The sequence below is a fragment of the Hymenobacter seoulensis genome (assembly GCF_054780535.1).
This window is the reverse complement of sequence record NZ_BAAGWD010000001.1, coordinates 1,391,828-1,407,982: the sequence shown is the minus strand read 5'-3', so window position 1 is coordinate 1,407,982 and position 16,155 is coordinate 1,391,828. Positions and strand designations below refer to the sequence as shown.

Below are 16,155 nucleotides of genomic sequence, written 5' to 3'. Positions count from 1 at the left end.
TAACGGATGAACCCGGAACACATTTCACTGCACAACAAGCAGTTTGAGCCCTACCTGAAAGCTGCTGAGCTTGCGGCCGCTATCAAACAAGTAGGTGCCCGCCTCACGCACGACTACGCCGGCCAAACGCCCATGTTTGTAGCCGTCCTCAACGGCTCATTTATGTTTGCCGCTGATCTGCTGAAAGAAGTAGCCCTCGATTGTGAGGTATGCTTTATTCGGGTAGCCTCGTACCAAGGTACCAGCAGCACCGGCGAGGTGAAGGAAGTACTAGGCCTCACAGAGGACCTAACCGGTCGGCATGTAATTATTCTGGAGGATATTGTGGATACCGGTCATACCATGCGCATGCTGCTTGATATGCTTTCGGAAAAGAAGCCCGCTTCGCTGGAAGTGGCTACCCTGTTTCTGAAGCCCGAGTGTTTGCAGCATGAGCTTTCTATTCGGTACGTGGGCCTAAGCATTCCCAATGATTTCATAGTTGGGTACGGCCTCGATTTCGACGGGCTGGGCCGTAATTACCCCGACGTTTACAAAGCCGTGTAAGAAGCAGCTTCCGGACTAGGTAGCTAAAATTCGCTAACGTCCGTAGAGGCTTTCCTATTCGTTGCTTATATTTCCAAAACCCACCCGATTTTCCTTCCTCGCGTAACTCACCGCTACACATGCTGAATCTCGTGCTCTTCGGCCCGCCCGGCGCCGGCAAAGGAACGCAAAGCCAGAAGCTGATTTCCCGCTATAACCTGGTTCACCTCTCCACCGGCGACCTGCTGCGTGCCCAGATTTCTCAGGGCACTGAACTTGGCCTGCGTGCCAAAAAGCTCATGGACGAAGGCTTGTTAGTACCTGATGAGGTAGTAATCGGCATGATCGGGAGTGCCCTGAAAGATAACAAGCAAGCCGCTGGCTTTATTTTCGACGGCTTTCCGCGTACTGTGCCACAGGCCGAAAGCCTTGACCGGCTCTTGACGGAACACGACACCAAGGTCTCGTGCATGGTAGCGTTGGAAGTAGATGAGGAAGAACTGGTGAAGCGCCTGCTGGAGCGCGGCAAAACCTCGGGCCGCCCCGACGACCAAGACGTAACCAAAATCCGCAAGCGTGTAACGGTATATAATACTGAAACCGCCCAGGTAGCCGGCTACTATGCCGAGCAAAAGAAATTCCATGCTCTGAATGGCATTGGCGACATCGAAACCATCTTCGGGCAGATCTGCACCATCCTCGATGGGCACCTGCCCGCCGCTACCGAAGACAGCCGCCAAGCTACCGACGAAGTAAAAGCGTAACTTTGCGTTTCTAAATCGCAAAACTCTGTTCCTCTGAGCCTGCGAAGGGGCCTTAATCTATGATTCAGGTCCCTTCGCTGCGTGTAACCCGGAGGACAGAACTTCTCAACAACGCGCAGCATGGCTTCGAATAATTTCATTGATTACGTTAAAATAAATTGCCGTTCGGGTAAAGGAGGGGCGGGTTCGCACCACTTTTTCCGTGCTAAAGGCCTGCCCAACGGTGGCCCCGATGGCGGCGACGGTGGCCGCGGTGGCCATATCATTCTGGAAGGCAACTCCCAGCTCTGGACGCTGCTCCACCTGCAGTACCAGAAGCACCTGATTGCCAAAGCCGGCGAAAATGGCGGCGAAAACCTGCGCAGCGGCGCCCAAGGCGACGATATCATCATCCAGGTACCTTTAGGTACCATTGCCCGTGATGCCGAAACCGGCGAGAAAAAGTTGGAAATCACGGAGCACGGTCAGCGCCTTATCCTGACGCCTGGCGGCCGCGGTGGCCTCGGCAACGACCACTTTAAGTCAGCTACCAACCAAGCGCCCCAGTACGCCCAGCCCGGCGAGCCCGGCATTGATGAATGGGTAATTCTGGAGCTGAAGTTGCTGGCCGATGTGGGCCTAGTAGGTTTCCCGAATGCGGGCAAAAGCACGCTGCTCTCGGTGGTATCAGCTGCTAAACCTAAAATTGCCGACTACGCTTTCACGACCCTTACGCCCAACCTGGGGGTAGTAGCCTACCGCGACTACAAGTCGTTTGTAATGGCGGATATTCCCGGCATCATTGAAGGCGCGGCGGAAGGAAAGGGCCTAGGCCATCGTTTCCTGCGCCACGTGGAGCGCAACTCCATCCTGCTGTTCATGATCAGCTGCGACTCGCCCGACATTAACGCCGAGTACAACGTGCTGCTGAGCGAACTGGAGCAATTTAACCCCGAACTGCTGGAAAAAGAGCGGCTGCTGGCCATTACCAAGTCCGATATGCTGGACGAGGAACTGGAAGCCGAAATTCGCGAAACGCTGCCTACCGATCTGCCTACTGTCTTCATCTCCAGCCTGACGAATAAGAACATTCAGAAACTGAAAGATTTGATCTGGGACGCGATACAGCAAACTCGCCGCGACGCGCCTGAGTCGGCACGCACAAGCTACCGCGAAGAAGACGACTATTCTAACCTCAGCGAAGAGCAGGACGAAGACCAAAACGCTTAACGCAGCCGCTGGCGCAGCTCAGTTACAACTTCTGCGGGATCTTGTTGCTTACGGTGCTTAGCATGTTGGTTGCGAATCTTACTCCTTTACCTTCTTCAGAGCAGGCGGAGTACCGGTAGCACTACGCACACCAGGAACAAGAGAAGCCCATACGCAATGGTTGCTCTCACGGCAGTGCGTTTGATGATAGCAAGAATGAAAGCTATGCAGGGTGCCATCAAGAGTAGCCAGCCAAGCAAAGCACTTGCTGTATAAGATTGGGCACTGCGGTAATGATTTCCTCCTTCACCAACCATGGCTTCCGAGCCAAAGCTGTAGCTGGCAATTGTTTTTGGGTCAGCTATAACAGCAATTGTAAACCATTCGCTGAAGCTCATTGCCCAAATCAACGTTGCAAGAAAAGTCCCGGGAAGTAGCACTGCCCATGAAACGGCCTTCGTCGCAGGCGCTGAAGAGAGAGCGGAGTTCATGCTGTCAAGTAAACAGTTAGCACTTCCAATTACAATAAATACCTTATTCCATCAGGAAGAAGTAGACAGTTATGCCAGGAGCATTGACTTTACGCCACTGCGTCTGAACTAACTGCCCAACTACTGCGGTTTCTGTGCCACAATGACAGCCAACTAGGGTTTGGCAGGTTCCTTGTGCCCTAGTGAAACCCTATGTCTTCCCGATTCAACCCGTTCCGACGATTTCAAGCGAAAATGGCTGACGATAAAAACATCCAACCCGACGAAACCCAAATCGACCCGACGAATGCCGCTACTGAGCAAGTAGCTGGCGAGCTGCCGGAAGAGCCTAATGCCCCCGAAATAGGGGAGGTGGAAGGTGATGCTCCAGCCGCAGCAGGCTCGAAAACTGAAGCCGAGTTGGCTGATTTAAAGGATAAATACCTGCGCTTAGCCGCCGAGTTTGAAAACTACAAGCGCCGCACCACTAAGGAGCGCGCCGACCTGTTCAAATCGGCTAACCAAGAACTGATGGTGGCACTGCTGCCCGTGCTGGACGATTTTGACCGGGCCCGCCACCACACCAAAGACACCGATGATGCCAACGCTGTGCGCGAAAGCATCGACATCATTCATAACAAGCTCCAGAAAACCTTAAACCAGAAGGGCCTAGCCCCCATGGATGCCAAAGGTGGCGCTTTCGACCCCGATCTGCACGAGGCCATCACTCAGATTCCGGCTCCTTCGGAAGACCTGAAAGGCAAGATTGTAGATGAGGTAGAACGCGGCTACTATCTCGGCGACAAGGTTATTCGCCACGCCAAAGTGGTGCTGGGGCAGTAACATTTAGCGACGCGCACTTTCAATTGCCATGGCAACGAAGCGAGATTATTACGAAATACTGGGCGTAGCCAAAAACGCTTCGGGCGACGAGATTAAGAAGGCGTACCGCAAGGTGGCCATCAAATATCACCCCGATAAAAACCCCGACGACCCGAGTTCCGAAGACAAGTTCAAGGAAGCCGCGGAGGCCTACGAAGTCCTGTCGGATGAGCAGAAGCGAGCCCGTTACGACCGTTTCGGCCACCAAGGCATGGGCGGCAACGGTGGCGGTCCGAACATGGAGGACATTTTCTCCCAGTTCGGCGACATCTTCGGGGGTGGCGGCTTCGAGGGCTTCTTCGGGGGCGGTGGCCGCGGCCAACAGGGCGGCCGGCGCGTGCGCAAAGGTTCGAACCTGCGCATTAAGCTCAAGCTCGACCTAGAGGAAATTGCCAACGGCGTTGAGAAGAAGATTAAGGTGAAGCGCTATGTAGCGTGCAACACCTGCTCGGGCACTGGCGCCAAAAACGGCACCGACCTCAAAACCTGCGGTACCTGTAACGGCCAAGGCCAGGTGAAGCGCGTGGTGCAAACTATGCTCGGCCAGATGGTAAGCGCCTCTACGTGCCCTACCTGCGAAGGCGAAGGTAAAGTAGTAACCAGCAAGTGCGATGTATGCCACGGCGAAGGCCGGCAACTGCACGAGGAAGTTATTCCGATCAATATTCCGGCGGGCGTCGCTGAAGGCATGCAGCTGAGCATGAACGGCAAAGGCAACTTCCCGGAGCGCGGCGGTGTACCCGGCGACCTACTCATTCAGATTGAGGAGGAGCCGCACGAAGTGCTCAAGCGCGACGGCAACAACATCATGTTCGAGCAGTATATCTCGTTCGTGGATGCTGCGCTGGGCGCTAGCATTGAGGTGCCGACCATTGAAGGCAAAGTGAAGATTAAGGTTGACCCAGGTACCCAGCCCGGTAAAATCCTGCGTTTGCGCGGCAAAGGCATCAAGGACATCAACGGGTACGGCCGCGGCGACCAGCTGATTCATCTGAATGTCTGGACGCCGAAAACTGTAACCGGTGAGGAGCGCGACCTGCTGGAAAAGCTGCGTGACTCGCGCAACTTCACTCCGAACCCCGGCAAAAATGAGAAAGGCTTCTTCGAAAAAGTGAAGGAGTATTTTCAATAGATAATCGAAGCTAGCGGAATAGTTTACTAGCCCCTTATCAGCTTTAAACCCGTTTCTCAGTTGTGAGGAGCGGGTTTTTTGCGTGTATAGACCTAGTAGCCTGCTGCCTTTTTAGCGCCGGGGTTGGGGCGTGTATATAGCCTAGTAAAAATATTTTTGCGGGAAGCTGTAATGCCAGCGCGGGGGTAGCGACCTATGTAGCAAATCTTCCTCTTATGGCATCTGTTGCTCCTTCTCCGGATTTTGTGGCCGCCCTCAACCAGTACCAGCCCCTGCTGCAGCGGGTGTGCCGCGTGTACTGCCCCGAGCCCGACGACCGCCAGGATTTGTACCAGGAAATAGTGCTGCAGTTGTGGCGGGCCTGGCCCAGCTACGAGGCCAGGGCCGCCGCCAAAATCAGCACGTGGCTATACCGAATTGCCTTAAACGTAGCCATTTCCGACCTGCGCCAACGGACCCGAAAACCGCCACCTACTCGCTTTGGAGATGCCGTGCCTGATGTAGCCACCCCACCCGAAGGTGGCCCCGATGCAGAAGACCTAGCCCAGCTCTACCAAGCCATTGAGCGGCTCTCGGATGTAGAAAAGGCCTTTGTGCTGCTCTATTTGGAAGAACGCACTTACGAGGAAATGGCCGACATCCTCGGCATCACCCAAAACAACGTGCGCGTGAAAATGCACCGCGTGCAAGACAAACTCCGTCAACTCTTAACGCAACCTGTCTAATGGAACTCGATACGTTTCGCCGCAGCTGGCAGCAGCCAGTTTCAACTGATGCTACTGCCGCTTTTGATGCTGTTACCTTGTCGCAACTACTGAAGCGTAACACCTCTGGCTCATTGCCCAACTTGGTGCGCAATGCCCGCCTGGAAATAGGGTTTACAGTGGCGCTCTTGCTAGTGACCTGTGTAGGGCTGTTTTATGCCAAGCAGGCTGCCAATCAAGCTTCTTTTATCTGGATTCTGATTCTGTGTCTGGTTAGCCTAGTGTCGTATCACCGCTACCTGTTCAATGGCATCAAAGGCCTAGGCAATGCCAGTGCTACTGTGCGCGAGAATGTGGCACAGCAAGTAGAGCGGATTCGGGAAGTGATGAACCGTTCGTACCGTTCGGCGCTGTGGTCATTGCCAATATCCTTCGGTATTGGGTTTTACTTTTCTTTGACTAATGCGCTGGCTACCTATTCGGGCAAGCTGTTGCTGATGCAGCTGGCAGTGCTGGTAATTGGTTACGGGCTGGTGTGGTGGTTTACCCACTGGCTGATGGCGCGGTTTGCGCGGCAGTATTTGCAGGAGCTGTACGGCCAGCACCTCGACCGGCTGGAAGCTACGCTACGAGAGTTGGGGGAGTAAAGCGGCCGGTTGGTTGAATTGCTAGGCCACTGATATAGTAAAACCTCTACATTAGTCGTTGCCAATCAACTACACCTTTCTACCGTGCAACCCATTCTTCAAGCCATCAACGTACGCAAGGCATACGCCCAGCACGTGGCCCTCGACGGCGTCAGCCTCGATATTCCGGAGCGCAGTATTTTCGGCCTGCTGGGGCCCAATGGCGCCGGCAAAACTTCACTCATTCGCATCATCACCCAAATCACTGGCGCCGACGAAGGCGAAATCAGGGTGCGGGGCGAAAAGCTGCACCCTGGCCATATTGCCCAAATTGGGTACTTGCCCGAAGAGCGCGGGTTGTACAAGAAAATGAAGGTAGGCGAGCAGCTGCTGTACCTGGCCCGCCTCAAAGGCCTAACCCGCGTTGATGCTACCCAGCGCATCAAAAACTGGCTGGAGCGCCTCGATATCAAGGCGTGGGCCGAGAAAAATGTGGAGGACCTCTCGAAAGGCATGCAGCAGAAGGTGCAGTTTATTGCCACTGTGCTGCACGAGCCCAGCATCATCATCCTCGATGAGCCCTTCTCTGGCTTCGACCCCATTAATGCTAACTTGATTAAGGATGAGATTCTGAAGCTGCGCGAGCAGGGCGCAACCATCATCTTCAGCACGCACCGTATGGAGTCGGTAGAGGAGCTCTGCGACAACATTGCCCTGATTAACCGCAGCCGCAAGGTGCTCGATGGCTCCGTGCGCGACATCAAGGATACCTTCAAAACCCAAACCTACGTGGTGGAGGGCAAAGGCCGCCCCATGGTGCTGCACCCCGATTTTGAAGTGCTGGAACACCACGAGCGCGAAAACGGCCACTTCTACGATATCATTAAGCTACACGCCGGCACTACCTCCAACGACCTGCTGCGCTACCTCATCGGGAACGTGGAAGTGCACGCGTTCCGTGAGCTGATTCCGAGCATCAATGATATTTTCATTCGTCGGGTGCAGGAAACGATGCCCGAAAGTCTGGTAGAAGCCACCGTTTAATTCTGAGCCCTCATCATGGACAAAATCATACTCATATTTCAGCGCGAATACCTCACGCGGGTGCGCAAGAAAAGCTTCATCATCATGTCGCTGATTGGGCCGCTGCTCACGGTGGCTTTGTTTGCCGTGCCTGTGCTCATTGCCAAGATGTCGGATAGCGGCAAGGTAGTGGCCGTGTCCGATGCCGGCGGCATGTTTGCCGATAAGCTGCCCGAGGACAAGGGCGACATTCGGTTTGTGCGCACCTCGTCTGACTTGGCTACGGCCAAAGGAGAATTCCAGAAAGCCAAATACGATGCCCTGCTGTTTGTACCGAAACTGGACCTAGCCAGCCCCAGCGGAATTCAGGTGTTTTCGCGCAAAGGGCTCGGTTTGTCACTAGAGCGGGATATTAAGAGAGCCGTTGACAATGCTGTAGAAACCAAACGGTTAACCCAGGCTGGTATTGAGCGCGCCGTTCTCGACAACATGAAAGCCGATGTGGACTTGCAGACGGTTAGCTTGAGTGATGAAGGCGAGCGTAGCTCTAGCACCGGTGTGAGCACGGGCGTAGCCTACGCCTGCGGCTTCCTGATTTACATGTTCATCTTTATCTACGGCATCCAGATTATGCGCGGCGTGATGGAGGAGAAAACCAACCGCATTGTGGAGGTGGTTATTTCCTCGGTAAAGCCGTTTCAGCTGATGATGGGCAAAGTGCTGGGCATTGCAGCCGTGGGCTTCACGCAGCTGGGACTGTGGGTGCTGCTCTCAATTGGCATCTCCTCGGCCATGGCTGGCTCCATCAGCCCCGATAAAATGGTGCAGAACCGGGTAGAGCGGGTTAATGCTGCCGCAGGGGCTAGCACCACGCAAGCCAAGGAAACCAAAGAAGAGGGCAACAAAATGATGCTGGCCTTAAAGCAAGCCGATTTGAATGTGCCCCTGCTGGTAGGTTGCTTCCTGTTCTACTTCCTTGGCGGCTACCTGTTCTATGGGGCGCTGTTCGGGGCCATCGGCTCGGCGGTGGATAGTGAAACCGATACGCAGCAGTTTATGCTACCCGTCACGATGCCGCTGGTGCTCACCTTTGTAGTGTCGCAGGCTGTCCTGACAACCAACCCCAACGGTACGGTGGCCTTCTGGATGTCGATGATTCCGTTCACCTCGCCCATTGCCATGATGATGCGTCTGCCCTTTGGTGGCGTGCCCATGTGGCAGCTGGGCCTCTCCATGCTGTTCCTGATTTTGGGCTTTATGGGCACCATCTGGCTGGCAGCCCGCATCTACCGCGTGGGCATCCTGATGTATGGCAAGAAAGTAACCTATGGCGAGCTGTCGAAGTGGATGTTTTATAAAGGCTAAGCTGTGGCGCTGGCTGTAAAACAGCCGGAGGCAGAAGTATTCTGAACAACCTGGGCCCCGGTAGCTGTTAAAAAGCAGCTGCCGGGGCTTTGTGCTTATGTTTGCCCTAGTCTTTTTCAGCCGCCTCCCTTTGCTTGTTTGTATGAAGAGAACCTACCTGCTGCTACCGCTGCTGTGCCTGCTGATGAGCTTCACGATGAAAGCCGACGATAAACCCGCCTACCGCCTGTTTACGGGCGCGGGCAAAGCCACTGGCTACGACAAAATGCTGAAAGAGCTGGCTGCCGCCGATGTGGTGTTTTTTGGCGAGCAGCATAACGACCCTCTGGCGCACTGGCTGGAGTTGCAGGTAACCAAGGACCTAGTGCGCCTGCGGCAGGGCCAGTTGGTGCTAGGCCTGGAAATGTTTGAGCGCGACGTGCAGCCCCTCGTAGATCAGTACATTACCGGCGAGCTAGACGATAAAGCCTTCGAAGAGCAAAGCCGCCCCTGGCCCAACTACGCCACCGACTACAAGCCGCTGATGCTATTAGCCCGGCAACAGAAATTTCGGGTCGTGGGTACCAACGTGCCGCGTCGCTATGCCTCGCAGGTAGCCAAAGGCAGCCTCACCGCCCTGAACGAGCTTCCTGAAGCGGAAAAAGCCTGGATGGCTCCCTTACCAATAGCTGTTGATTTTGAGCTGCCGGGCTATAAGAACATGGCCAAGATGTTTGGCGGTGATGCCGCCCACGCGGCCGGCGTGCAGAATATCATTCAGGCGCAAGCCCTCAAGGATGCTACCATGGCCCATTTCCTCAACCAGGCCCGCCCCGAGGGCCACTTGCTGCTCCACCTCAACGGCGCCTACCACTCCGATAACCACGACGGCATACTAGCCTACCTGCGCCAGCAAAACCCCAAGCTGAAGGTGCTCACCATCACGACCGTCTCGCAGGAGCAGCTGAGCAAGCTGGATAAGGAACACGCACAAAAGGCCGACTTTGTGCTGGTAGTACCCGCCGACATGACCAAAACGTATTAGCAGCTGGTCGTCATCTGCTTTACTAGCCCTCACCATGATATCAACCCTGAACCCAGGCGCCCTGCCCAACGCCGCTACCCTCCAGCGCCTCTGCCAATCCTTGGCTGCTCTCGATGCCATTAACTCCCAGGAGCTGGAATACCGCTACTACACCTACAGCCCCAACTGGGACGAACATGAGGCGCTGTTTGAAATGAGCGACGGCGAAGGCGACCAGATGTTGGTGTTGTTCCGGCCCGAAGGGTGCTGCATCAACGGTTACCTCGAAGATTTTGAACAGCCCGACAAAGCGCAGGTAACACGCGGGCTGCCGGCAGCTTTTGAGGAGTTTATGCTAGGAGAGCCCGTAAACTCCATCGGAACCACCTTCTGCCTGTGGTATACGCCCGAGCACGGCTGGCAAACCGGTGTTATTGATAATGAAGATGATGGCTCGGAGGAGCTGTTGTTTATTTTCGATGGAGAGCCGGCTACCTACGCTGCCTGGGCCAACGAGTACTTCATCGACGAAACCGACCGCGACCCACTAGACGAGACCGCCGTGGCCGGCATTTACCAGCACGAGCCCGTAACGCGGGAGCTGGTTAAAGAGCTGATTGACCCCTTAGAAGACTGGGCGCAGCTGGAAACTGACTTGCAGGGCATCGGCTACCCCTATAACTTCAGCTAACCGGCCGAGCCTGGGCCCATACCTGAAGTGCCTGCACGGCCCGGTGCCAGTCGGCAATGGCTTGCTTAATGCCGGCGCGGTTGGCGTTTGGCCGGAAGGTAGTGTCGGGTTGCGCTAGGCCCTGAATTTCCTCAAAGCTGCTCCAGAAGCCAACCGCCAGGCCCGCCAGATAGGCGGCCCCAAGGGCGGTGGTTTCGGTGATGCGCGGGCGAATGATGCTCGTGTTCAGTACATCGGCCTGAAATTGCATCAGCAGGTTGTTGGTTGAGGCGCCACCATCAACGCGCAGCTCCACCACGGGCAGGCCCGAGTCGGCTTCCATGGCCCGTAGCACATCCATGGTCTGAAACGCTATGGCTTCTACGGCGGCCCGCGCCACGTGGGCTGCCGTAGTGGCCCGGCTCATGCCAAAGAGAGTGCCGCGGGCATAGGGGTTCCAGTGCGGCGCGCCTAACCCGGCAAAGGCCGGCACAAAGTACACGCCCTCGGTGCTGCTGACCTGCCGGGCCAGCTTCTCTACCTCCGCCGACGTTTTGATAATGCCCAGGTTGTCGCGCAGCCACTGGACCACGGCTCCGGCCATGAAAATGCTGCCTTCAAGCGCGTACTGCACTTGCCCGTTGATTTGCCAGGCCACGGTAGTCAGTAGCTTATTCTGAGAGATTTTGGGCTCGGGGCCACTGTTCATTAGCAGAAAAGAGCCCGTGCCATAGGTGCATTTCACCATGCCGGGGCTGGTGCATTGCTGCCCGAACAAGGCCGCCTGCTGGTCGCCGGCAATACCTGCAATCGGGATTTTGGAGGCGAAAACGGTGGTTTTGGTTGCGCCATACACCTCGCTCGATTGCCGCACCTCGGGCAGCATGCTTCGCGGAATATCGAACAGGCTGAGCAGCTCCTCATCCCACGCCAGCGAGTGAATGTTGAAGAGCATAGTGCGGGAGGCATTGGAAACGTCGGTGATGTGCAGCTCGCCCTGCGTGAAGTTCCAGATAAGCCAGGTATCCACGGTGCCAAAGGCCAGCTGCCCCGCCTCTGCTTTCTTGCGGGCCCCGCGCACATTATCGAGAATCCAGCGGACTTTGCTGGCGGAAAAGTAAGCATCGAGCAGGAGCCCGGTTTTTGCCTGAATCCGTTCTTCGTGGCCTTCGGCGCGCAATTGGTCGCAGTATTCGGCGGTGCGGCGGTCTTGCCACACAATGGCGTTGTAGATGGGCTTGCCGGTTTTGCGGTTCCAGACCACTACCGTTTCGCGCTGGTTAGTAATGCCAATGGCGGCAATGCTCTTCCCGTTTTTGCCAGCCTTCACAGTAGCCTCGGCCGCTACCCCCGCCTGCGTCGACCAGATTTCCAGCGGGTCGTGCTCTACCCAGCCGGGCTTCGGAAAAATCTGGGTAAACTCTTTCTGTGCCCGCGCCACCACGCGCCCTTTCTTATTGAATACAATAGCCCGGGAGCTGGTTGTGCCTTGGTCGAGAGCCAGTATGTAGTGCGCCGCCATGAAAGAGTAGGGTAGAGGTGGAGGAGTAAGTACTGATCAGCAAAAAGAAGAGGGGCTGATACTCAAGGAGGATATGCTAAGTAGGTAGCGCATCAAGCTAGAGTACCGAGGAACCTCGTGTGCTGACGTTGCCAAAGTAAACGCAACGGTTAGAGCGAGATGCTTCGACATGCTCAGCATAACAGTCAATTTTGGCTGCTTTACATCAGTTAACCAGCCGTGGCTATTACGGTGGCCGGTTTATCCTGCAACACATACTGCTGTGCTACTGCTGTAAAAGTCGCTACCTGCTGCTCCTGCCACTGTGGGGTTCGGCCAAGTTCTTGGGCTAGTAACGCGGCTACCGTAGGCGCCATCCGGATAGCGGCACGGGCATCGAGGAATAGTACCCGCACCCGGCGGGCCAGCACGTCTTCTACGGTGCGAGCCATTTCGTAGCGGGCGGCCCACACTACCTCGGCCTGCACAAACTCCAGGGTTTCATCTAGTTTCTGACCTAGGTTAGGCTGCTCAACAATAAGCTGATGCAAGGCGGGCTGATCGGAGCCGTACACGTACAGGTGCTGGGTATAGTCGGAGGTAGGTTGCGCGCCGTGGATGGGCAGGTGTGCGGTTTGGCTGGCGGCGGGGGGGAGTCGGCCAAGGGCAATGGCCTTGTCCATGGTGTCCTCGCCCATGCGCCGGTAGGTGGTCCATTTGCCGCCCGTGATGGTAATCAGGCCCGAAGCCGATACCAGAATTTTGTGGCTGCGCGAAATCTCCTTCGTCTTTTCGGAGTTGCCTTGCGGAGCGGCCAGCGGCCGAAGTCCCGCGAAAACACTGAGCGCGTCGGTACGTTGGGGCGCGCGGGTGAGGTAGCGGCCCGCAGTGCGCAAAATAAAGTCGATTTCTTCTTCCAGCGCCTGGGGCTCCGGGCTGTGCTGCTGGAGTGGCGTATCGGTAGTACCGAGGACCACGCGGCCGTGCCACGGCACCGCGAACAGCACGCGCCCGTCTTCGGTTTTGGGTATCATCAGGGCGTCATCACTGGGCAGAAACGACTTATCGAGCACAATATGCACGCCCTGGCTGGGCCGCACCAGCTTCCGGCTGCCAGGTGCATCCAGCTGCAGAATGTCATCCACGAAAACGCCGGTCGCATTCACCACCGCTTTGGCCTGAAGCTCATAGGTAGCGCCGGTTTCCTGGTCAGTAGCTTTTACCCCCGAAACTTGGCCCTGTTCATCTTTCAGCAGCCCAGTTACTCCAACGTGATTGAGCAGCGTGCCGCCGTGCTCGAGGCAGGTTTGGGCCAAATTGATGGCTAGGCGCGCATCATCAAACTGCCCATCGTGGTAGAGCACGCCACCTCGCAGGCCTTGGGGCTTGAGGTTGCCTAGGCGGCGCAGCGTTTCGGCCTTGCTCAGATGCACCGAGGCACCCAAGCTCAGCTTGCCAGCCAGCAGGTCATAGAGTTTCAGCCCGATGGTGTAGAACGGGCCACCCCACCACTCGTAGTTCGGAATGATGAAATCTTGATTTTTGACCAGATGCGGCGCATTTTTCAGTAGCAGCCCGCGCTCATACAACGCCTCTCGTACCAACCCCACGTCGCCCTGCGCTAGGTAGCGCACACCGCCGTGTACCAGCTTGGTGCTACGGCTGCTAGTACCTTTCGCGAAATCAACCTGCTCTAACAGCAAGGTTTTGTAGCCTCGACTAATGGCATCGAGCGCTACGCCCAACCCCGTGGCGCCGCCGCCAATTACAAGCATATCCCAGATGAGCTGGGTGCGCATCTGCTGCACTAAGTGTTCCCGCTTGTAATTAATTTCGGAGAGGTTCAGAGGCATAAGGAGGGTAGCAACTGTAGCTCGACGGCTCAGGGTGTGCTACAGCATCAACGTATTGCGCCGTAAATGGATAATTTCAGCCGCGCGCTGCCCTACAAAGCCTGCTTATATAACGCCATTTGCCCATGATATTTCGCGAGGCCCTGGAGGCCGACATTCCGCAGCTCTCTACGGTGCGCCTTTCAGTACAGGAAAATCGCCTTTCCAACCCGGCCCTGGTCACGCATCAGCATTACGTGGACTACCTCACCCAGCGCGGGAAAGGCTGGGCGTGCGAAGTAGACGGCAGAGTAGTTGGCTTTGGCATTGCTGACTTACTAGGCCACAGCATTTGGGCGCTTTTCGTGCTGCCAGAGTTTGCCGGCCTAGGTATCGGCAAAGAGCTGCACCGGCTCATGCTAGGGTGGTATTTCGCCCAAACCTCCGAACCCATCTGGCTCAGCACGTCCCCTGGTACCCGCGCCGAAGAGTTTTACCGCCGCCAAGGCTGGCAGGCTACGGGCCGGACCACCAGCGGCGAGATGCGGTTTGAAATGACGGTGGGGGAGTGGGATGGTAGAACTACGATCTATCCTCTTATTTAAAATCCTACCCATGCGCTTCAATGCTAATGCCGCGATACTCGCTTATGCTTTCGTTTTACTTAGTCAGCTAGCGTGGGCGCAAAAGGTCCAATCCAGTTTTACCGTAGTACCGCTCGGCGTAAAAGGTGGTCTGCAGGAAAGCAATCTTTCGGCCTACTTGGTAACACCAACTGGCTCAACGTCCTACGTGTGTTTGGATGCCGGAACGGTGTATAGTGGCGTCGAAAAAGCCATCAGCAATAAGGTGTTTTCTGCTCCGGCCGGTGAGGTAGTGCGCAATCAGATTAAAGCCTACCTTATTTCCCATGCCCACCTCGACCACGTAGCCGGCCTGCTCCTGAATGCCCCCGACGATGCGCCGAAAAGCATCTACGGCCTACAAAACTGCCTCACTACCATCCAGAACGACTATTTCAATTGGCGGGCCTGGCCTAACTTTGGGGATGGCGGCAACCTGCCGGCTCTGAAGAAGTACCAGCTGCGCGAGCTAGAGCCCCAGCAGGAAGCGGCCATTGAAAACACGGCCATGAGCGTGCAGGCGTTTGCACTAAGTCATGGCAAGCCCTACCAAAGCGCCGCGTTTCTGGTGCGTAGCGGCCGCAGCTACCTGCTTTACCTCGGCGATACCGGCGCTGACGCGGTGGAACAAAGTCAGAATTTGCGCGCGGTGTGGCAGGCCGTGCAGTCCTTGGTGAAAGCCTATCAGCTCAAGGCTATCTTCATTGAGGCTTCTTACCCCAACACGCAGCCAGAGAAGCAGCTATTCGGTCACCTCACGCCGGCGCTACTGATGCAGGAAATGGCGGCACTAGGCCAGCTGACTGGGCCAACCGCTTTACGTGGCCTGCCAGTGGTTATCACGCATAGTAAGCCCGGCAATGAAGCCGTCATCAAAAAGCAGCTCACCGAAGCCAATAAGCTACAGTTGAAGCTGGTATTTCCAGAACAGGGGCGTCGACTGGAATTTTAAAAGGTGTTATCTGCTAGCTTAGCTGCATGCTTCACTCCCCTCTGCGCACATCGTTTCTAGGCCAGGCTATGCTGTTTATTCTGGCGTTGCTGGTATTCTCTGCTCAGGCGCAAACTCAGCCGCCCAAGCGTGAGCCGTTCGTGCTAGGCCACATCGACCGCATTAAGTCGGTACAGCTGAATGAGGAGCGAGTGCTCAATATCTACCTGCCCGACGGGTACGACGCCGACCCCAAGGTGAAGTACCCCGTAATTTACCTGCTGGATGGTTCTGCGGATGAAGACTTCATCCATATAGTAGGGCTAGTGCAGTACCTGACGTTTCCCTGGATTGATGTGCTGCCCAAGTCCATTGTAGTGGGTATTGCCACCGTGGATAGAAGGCGCGATTTTACCTTCCCAACCCACAATGCTAAGGATCTAAAGGACTACCCGACGACGGGTAAGTCGGCGGCTTTTATGCGCTTTCTTGAGAAAGACCTGCAGCCCTACATGGAGAAGACATACCGCACCAATGGGCAAAAAACACTCATAGGTCAGTCGTTGGGTGGCTTGTTTGCTATGGAGGTGCTGCTGAAAAAGCCAACGCTTTTTAATACCTACGTTATTGCCAGCCCTAGCCTGTGGTGGGATGATGAATCTTTGGTAGCTCAAGCCCCCAGCTTACTAAAGCAGTCCTCAGCTGCTACGCCCGCCAACGTGTTCGTGGCCCTCGGCAACGAAGGCCCTGAAATGAAGAAAGCAACGGAAGCTATGGTGGCTACGCTGCGCGCTACGCCTGCAAGGGTCGGCCGCATTGACTATGTGCCGTTCTCGGAGGAAACGCACGCCACTATTCTGCACCGAGCAGTGTATAAGGCACTAGAGACGCTGTACAAGAAGGCGAAATGATACAG

At 55.8% G+C, this 16,155-nt stretch carries 17 protein-coding genes; 14 read left to right on the top strand and 3 right to left on the bottom strand.

The window, feature by feature from the left end; all coding sequences use genetic code 11:
• Window positions 1-6 precede the first annotated feature (6 nt).
• The 3 genes from hpt to obgE all read left to right on the top strand — a co-directional run bounded on the left by hpt (window position 7) and on the right by obgE (window position 2,498).
• Window positions 7-546: a phosphoribosyltransferase gene (gene hpt / locus ACYVHC_RS06085; protein WP_460612774.1), complete on the top strand. Its 540-nt coding sequence runs from the start codon at window positions 7-9 to the stop codon at window positions 544-546.
• Window positions 547-665: 119 nt separating this feature from the next.
• A complete protein-coding gene (locus ACYVHC_RS06080) occupies window positions 666-1,289 on the top strand; it encodes a nucleoside monophosphate kinase (RefSeq protein ID WP_460612773.1) in 624 nt (207 codons plus the stop codon).
• Window positions 1,290-1,409: 120 nt separating this feature from the next.
• Entirely contained in the window at window positions 1,410-2,498 is a 1,089-nt protein-coding gene (obgE, locus tag ACYVHC_RS06075) for an Obg family GTPase (protein WP_460612772.1), read from the top strand.
• 95 nt (window positions 2,499-2,593) lie between these two features.
• Here the strand turns inward: obgE and ACYVHC_RS06070 are convergent, their stop codons facing one another.
• A complete protein-coding gene (locus ACYVHC_RS06070) occupies window positions 2,594-2,968 on the bottom strand; it encodes a hypothetical protein (RefSeq protein WP_460612771.1) in 375 nt (124 codons plus the stop codon).
• A gap of 192 nt (window positions 2,969-3,160) precedes the next feature.
• Between ACYVHC_RS06070 and ACYVHC_RS06065 the strand changes: the two genes are divergently transcribed.
• The 8 genes from ACYVHC_RS06065 to ACYVHC_RS06030 all read left to right on the top strand — a co-directional run bounded on the left by ACYVHC_RS06065 (window position 3,161) and on the right by ACYVHC_RS06030 (window position 10,373).
• The gene (locus tag ACYVHC_RS06065) at window positions 3,161-3,790 is read left to right on the top strand and encodes a nucleotide exchange factor GrpE (RefSeq protein ID WP_460612770.1); all 630 of its coding nucleotides are present in this window, start codon (window positions 3,161-3,163) and stop codon (window positions 3,788-3,790) included.
• Window positions 3,791-3,818: 28 nt separating this feature from the next.
• The gene (gene dnaJ, locus ACYVHC_RS06060) at window positions 3,819-4,961 is read left to right on the top strand and encodes a molecular chaperone DnaJ (RefSeq protein WP_460612769.1); all 1,143 of its coding nucleotides are present in this window, start codon (window positions 3,819-3,821) and stop codon (window positions 4,959-4,961) included.
• Between the two features lie 215 nt (window positions 4,962-5,176).
• A complete protein-coding gene (locus ACYVHC_RS06055) occupies window positions 5,177-5,686 on the top strand; it encodes an RNA polymerase sigma factor (RefSeq protein WP_460612768.1) in 510 nt (169 codons plus the stop codon).
• Window positions 5,686-6,312: a hypothetical protein gene (locus ACYVHC_RS06050; RefSeq protein ID WP_460612767.1), complete on the top strand. Its 627-nt coding sequence runs from the start codon at window positions 5,686-5,688 to the stop codon at window positions 6,310-6,312. Before ACYVHC_RS06055 ends, ACYVHC_RS06050 begins: the two co-directional genes overlap by 1 nt.
• 84 nt (window positions 6,313-6,396) lie before the next feature.
• A complete protein-coding gene (locus tag ACYVHC_RS06045; RefSeq protein ID WP_460612766.1) occupies window positions 6,397-7,335 on the top strand; it encodes an ABC transporter ATP-binding protein in 939 nt (312 codons plus the stop codon).
• 15 nt (window positions 7,336-7,350) lie between these two features.
• Window positions 7,351-8,679, top strand: a complete 1,329-nt coding sequence (locus tag ACYVHC_RS06040; RefSeq protein ID WP_460612765.1) for an ABC transporter permease — start codon at window positions 7,351-7,353, stop codon at window positions 8,677-8,679.
• A 142-nt stretch (window positions 8,680-8,821) separates the two neighbouring features.
• Window positions 8,822-9,703 (top strand): ChaN family lipoprotein, encoded by an 882-nt coding sequence (locus ACYVHC_RS06035; RefSeq protein ID WP_460612764.1) that lies wholly within the window; start codon window positions 8,822-8,824, stop codon window positions 9,701-9,703.
• A gap of 34 nt (window positions 9,704-9,737) precedes the next feature.
• Window positions 9,738-10,373: a hypothetical protein gene (locus tag ACYVHC_RS06030; protein WP_460612763.1), complete on the top strand. Its 636-nt coding sequence runs from the start codon at window positions 9,738-9,740 to the stop codon at window positions 10,371-10,373.
• Here the strand turns inward: ACYVHC_RS06030 and glpK are convergent.
• Window positions 10,366-11,874, bottom strand: a complete 1,509-nt coding sequence (glpK, locus tag ACYVHC_RS06025) for an FGGY family carbohydrate kinase (RefSeq protein WP_460612762.1) — start codon at window positions 11,872-11,874, stop codon at window positions 10,366-10,368. The genes ACYVHC_RS06030 and glpK overlap by 8 nt on opposite strands.
• A gap of 209 nt (window positions 11,875-12,083) precedes the next feature.
• Window positions 12,084-13,706: a glycerol-3-phosphate dehydrogenase/oxidase gene (locus ACYVHC_RS06020; protein ID WP_460612761.1), complete on the bottom strand. Its 1,623-nt coding sequence runs from the start codon at window positions 13,704-13,706 to the stop codon at window positions 12,084-12,086.
• A gap of 125 nt (window positions 13,707-13,831) precedes the next feature.
• Between ACYVHC_RS06020 and ACYVHC_RS06015 the strand changes: the two genes are divergently transcribed.
• From ACYVHC_RS06015 to ACYVHC_RS06005, 3 genes are all read left to right on the top strand, one after another.
• Window positions 13,832-14,290: a GNAT family N-acetyltransferase gene (locus tag ACYVHC_RS06015; protein ID WP_460612760.1), complete on the top strand. Its 459-nt coding sequence runs from the start codon at window positions 13,832-13,834 to the stop codon at window positions 14,288-14,290.
• A gap of 157 nt (window positions 14,291-14,447) precedes the next feature.
• Window positions 14,448-15,260 (top strand): MBL fold metallo-hydrolase, encoded by an 813-nt coding sequence (locus ACYVHC_RS06010; protein WP_460612759.1) that lies wholly within the window; start codon window positions 14,448-14,450, stop codon window positions 15,258-15,260.
• 26 nt (window positions 15,261-15,286) lie between these two features.
• Window positions 15,287-16,150, top strand: a complete 864-nt coding sequence (locus ACYVHC_RS06005; protein WP_460612758.1) for an alpha/beta hydrolase — start codon at window positions 15,287-15,289, stop codon at window positions 16,148-16,150.
• Window positions 16,151-16,155: the final 5 nt, after the last annotated feature.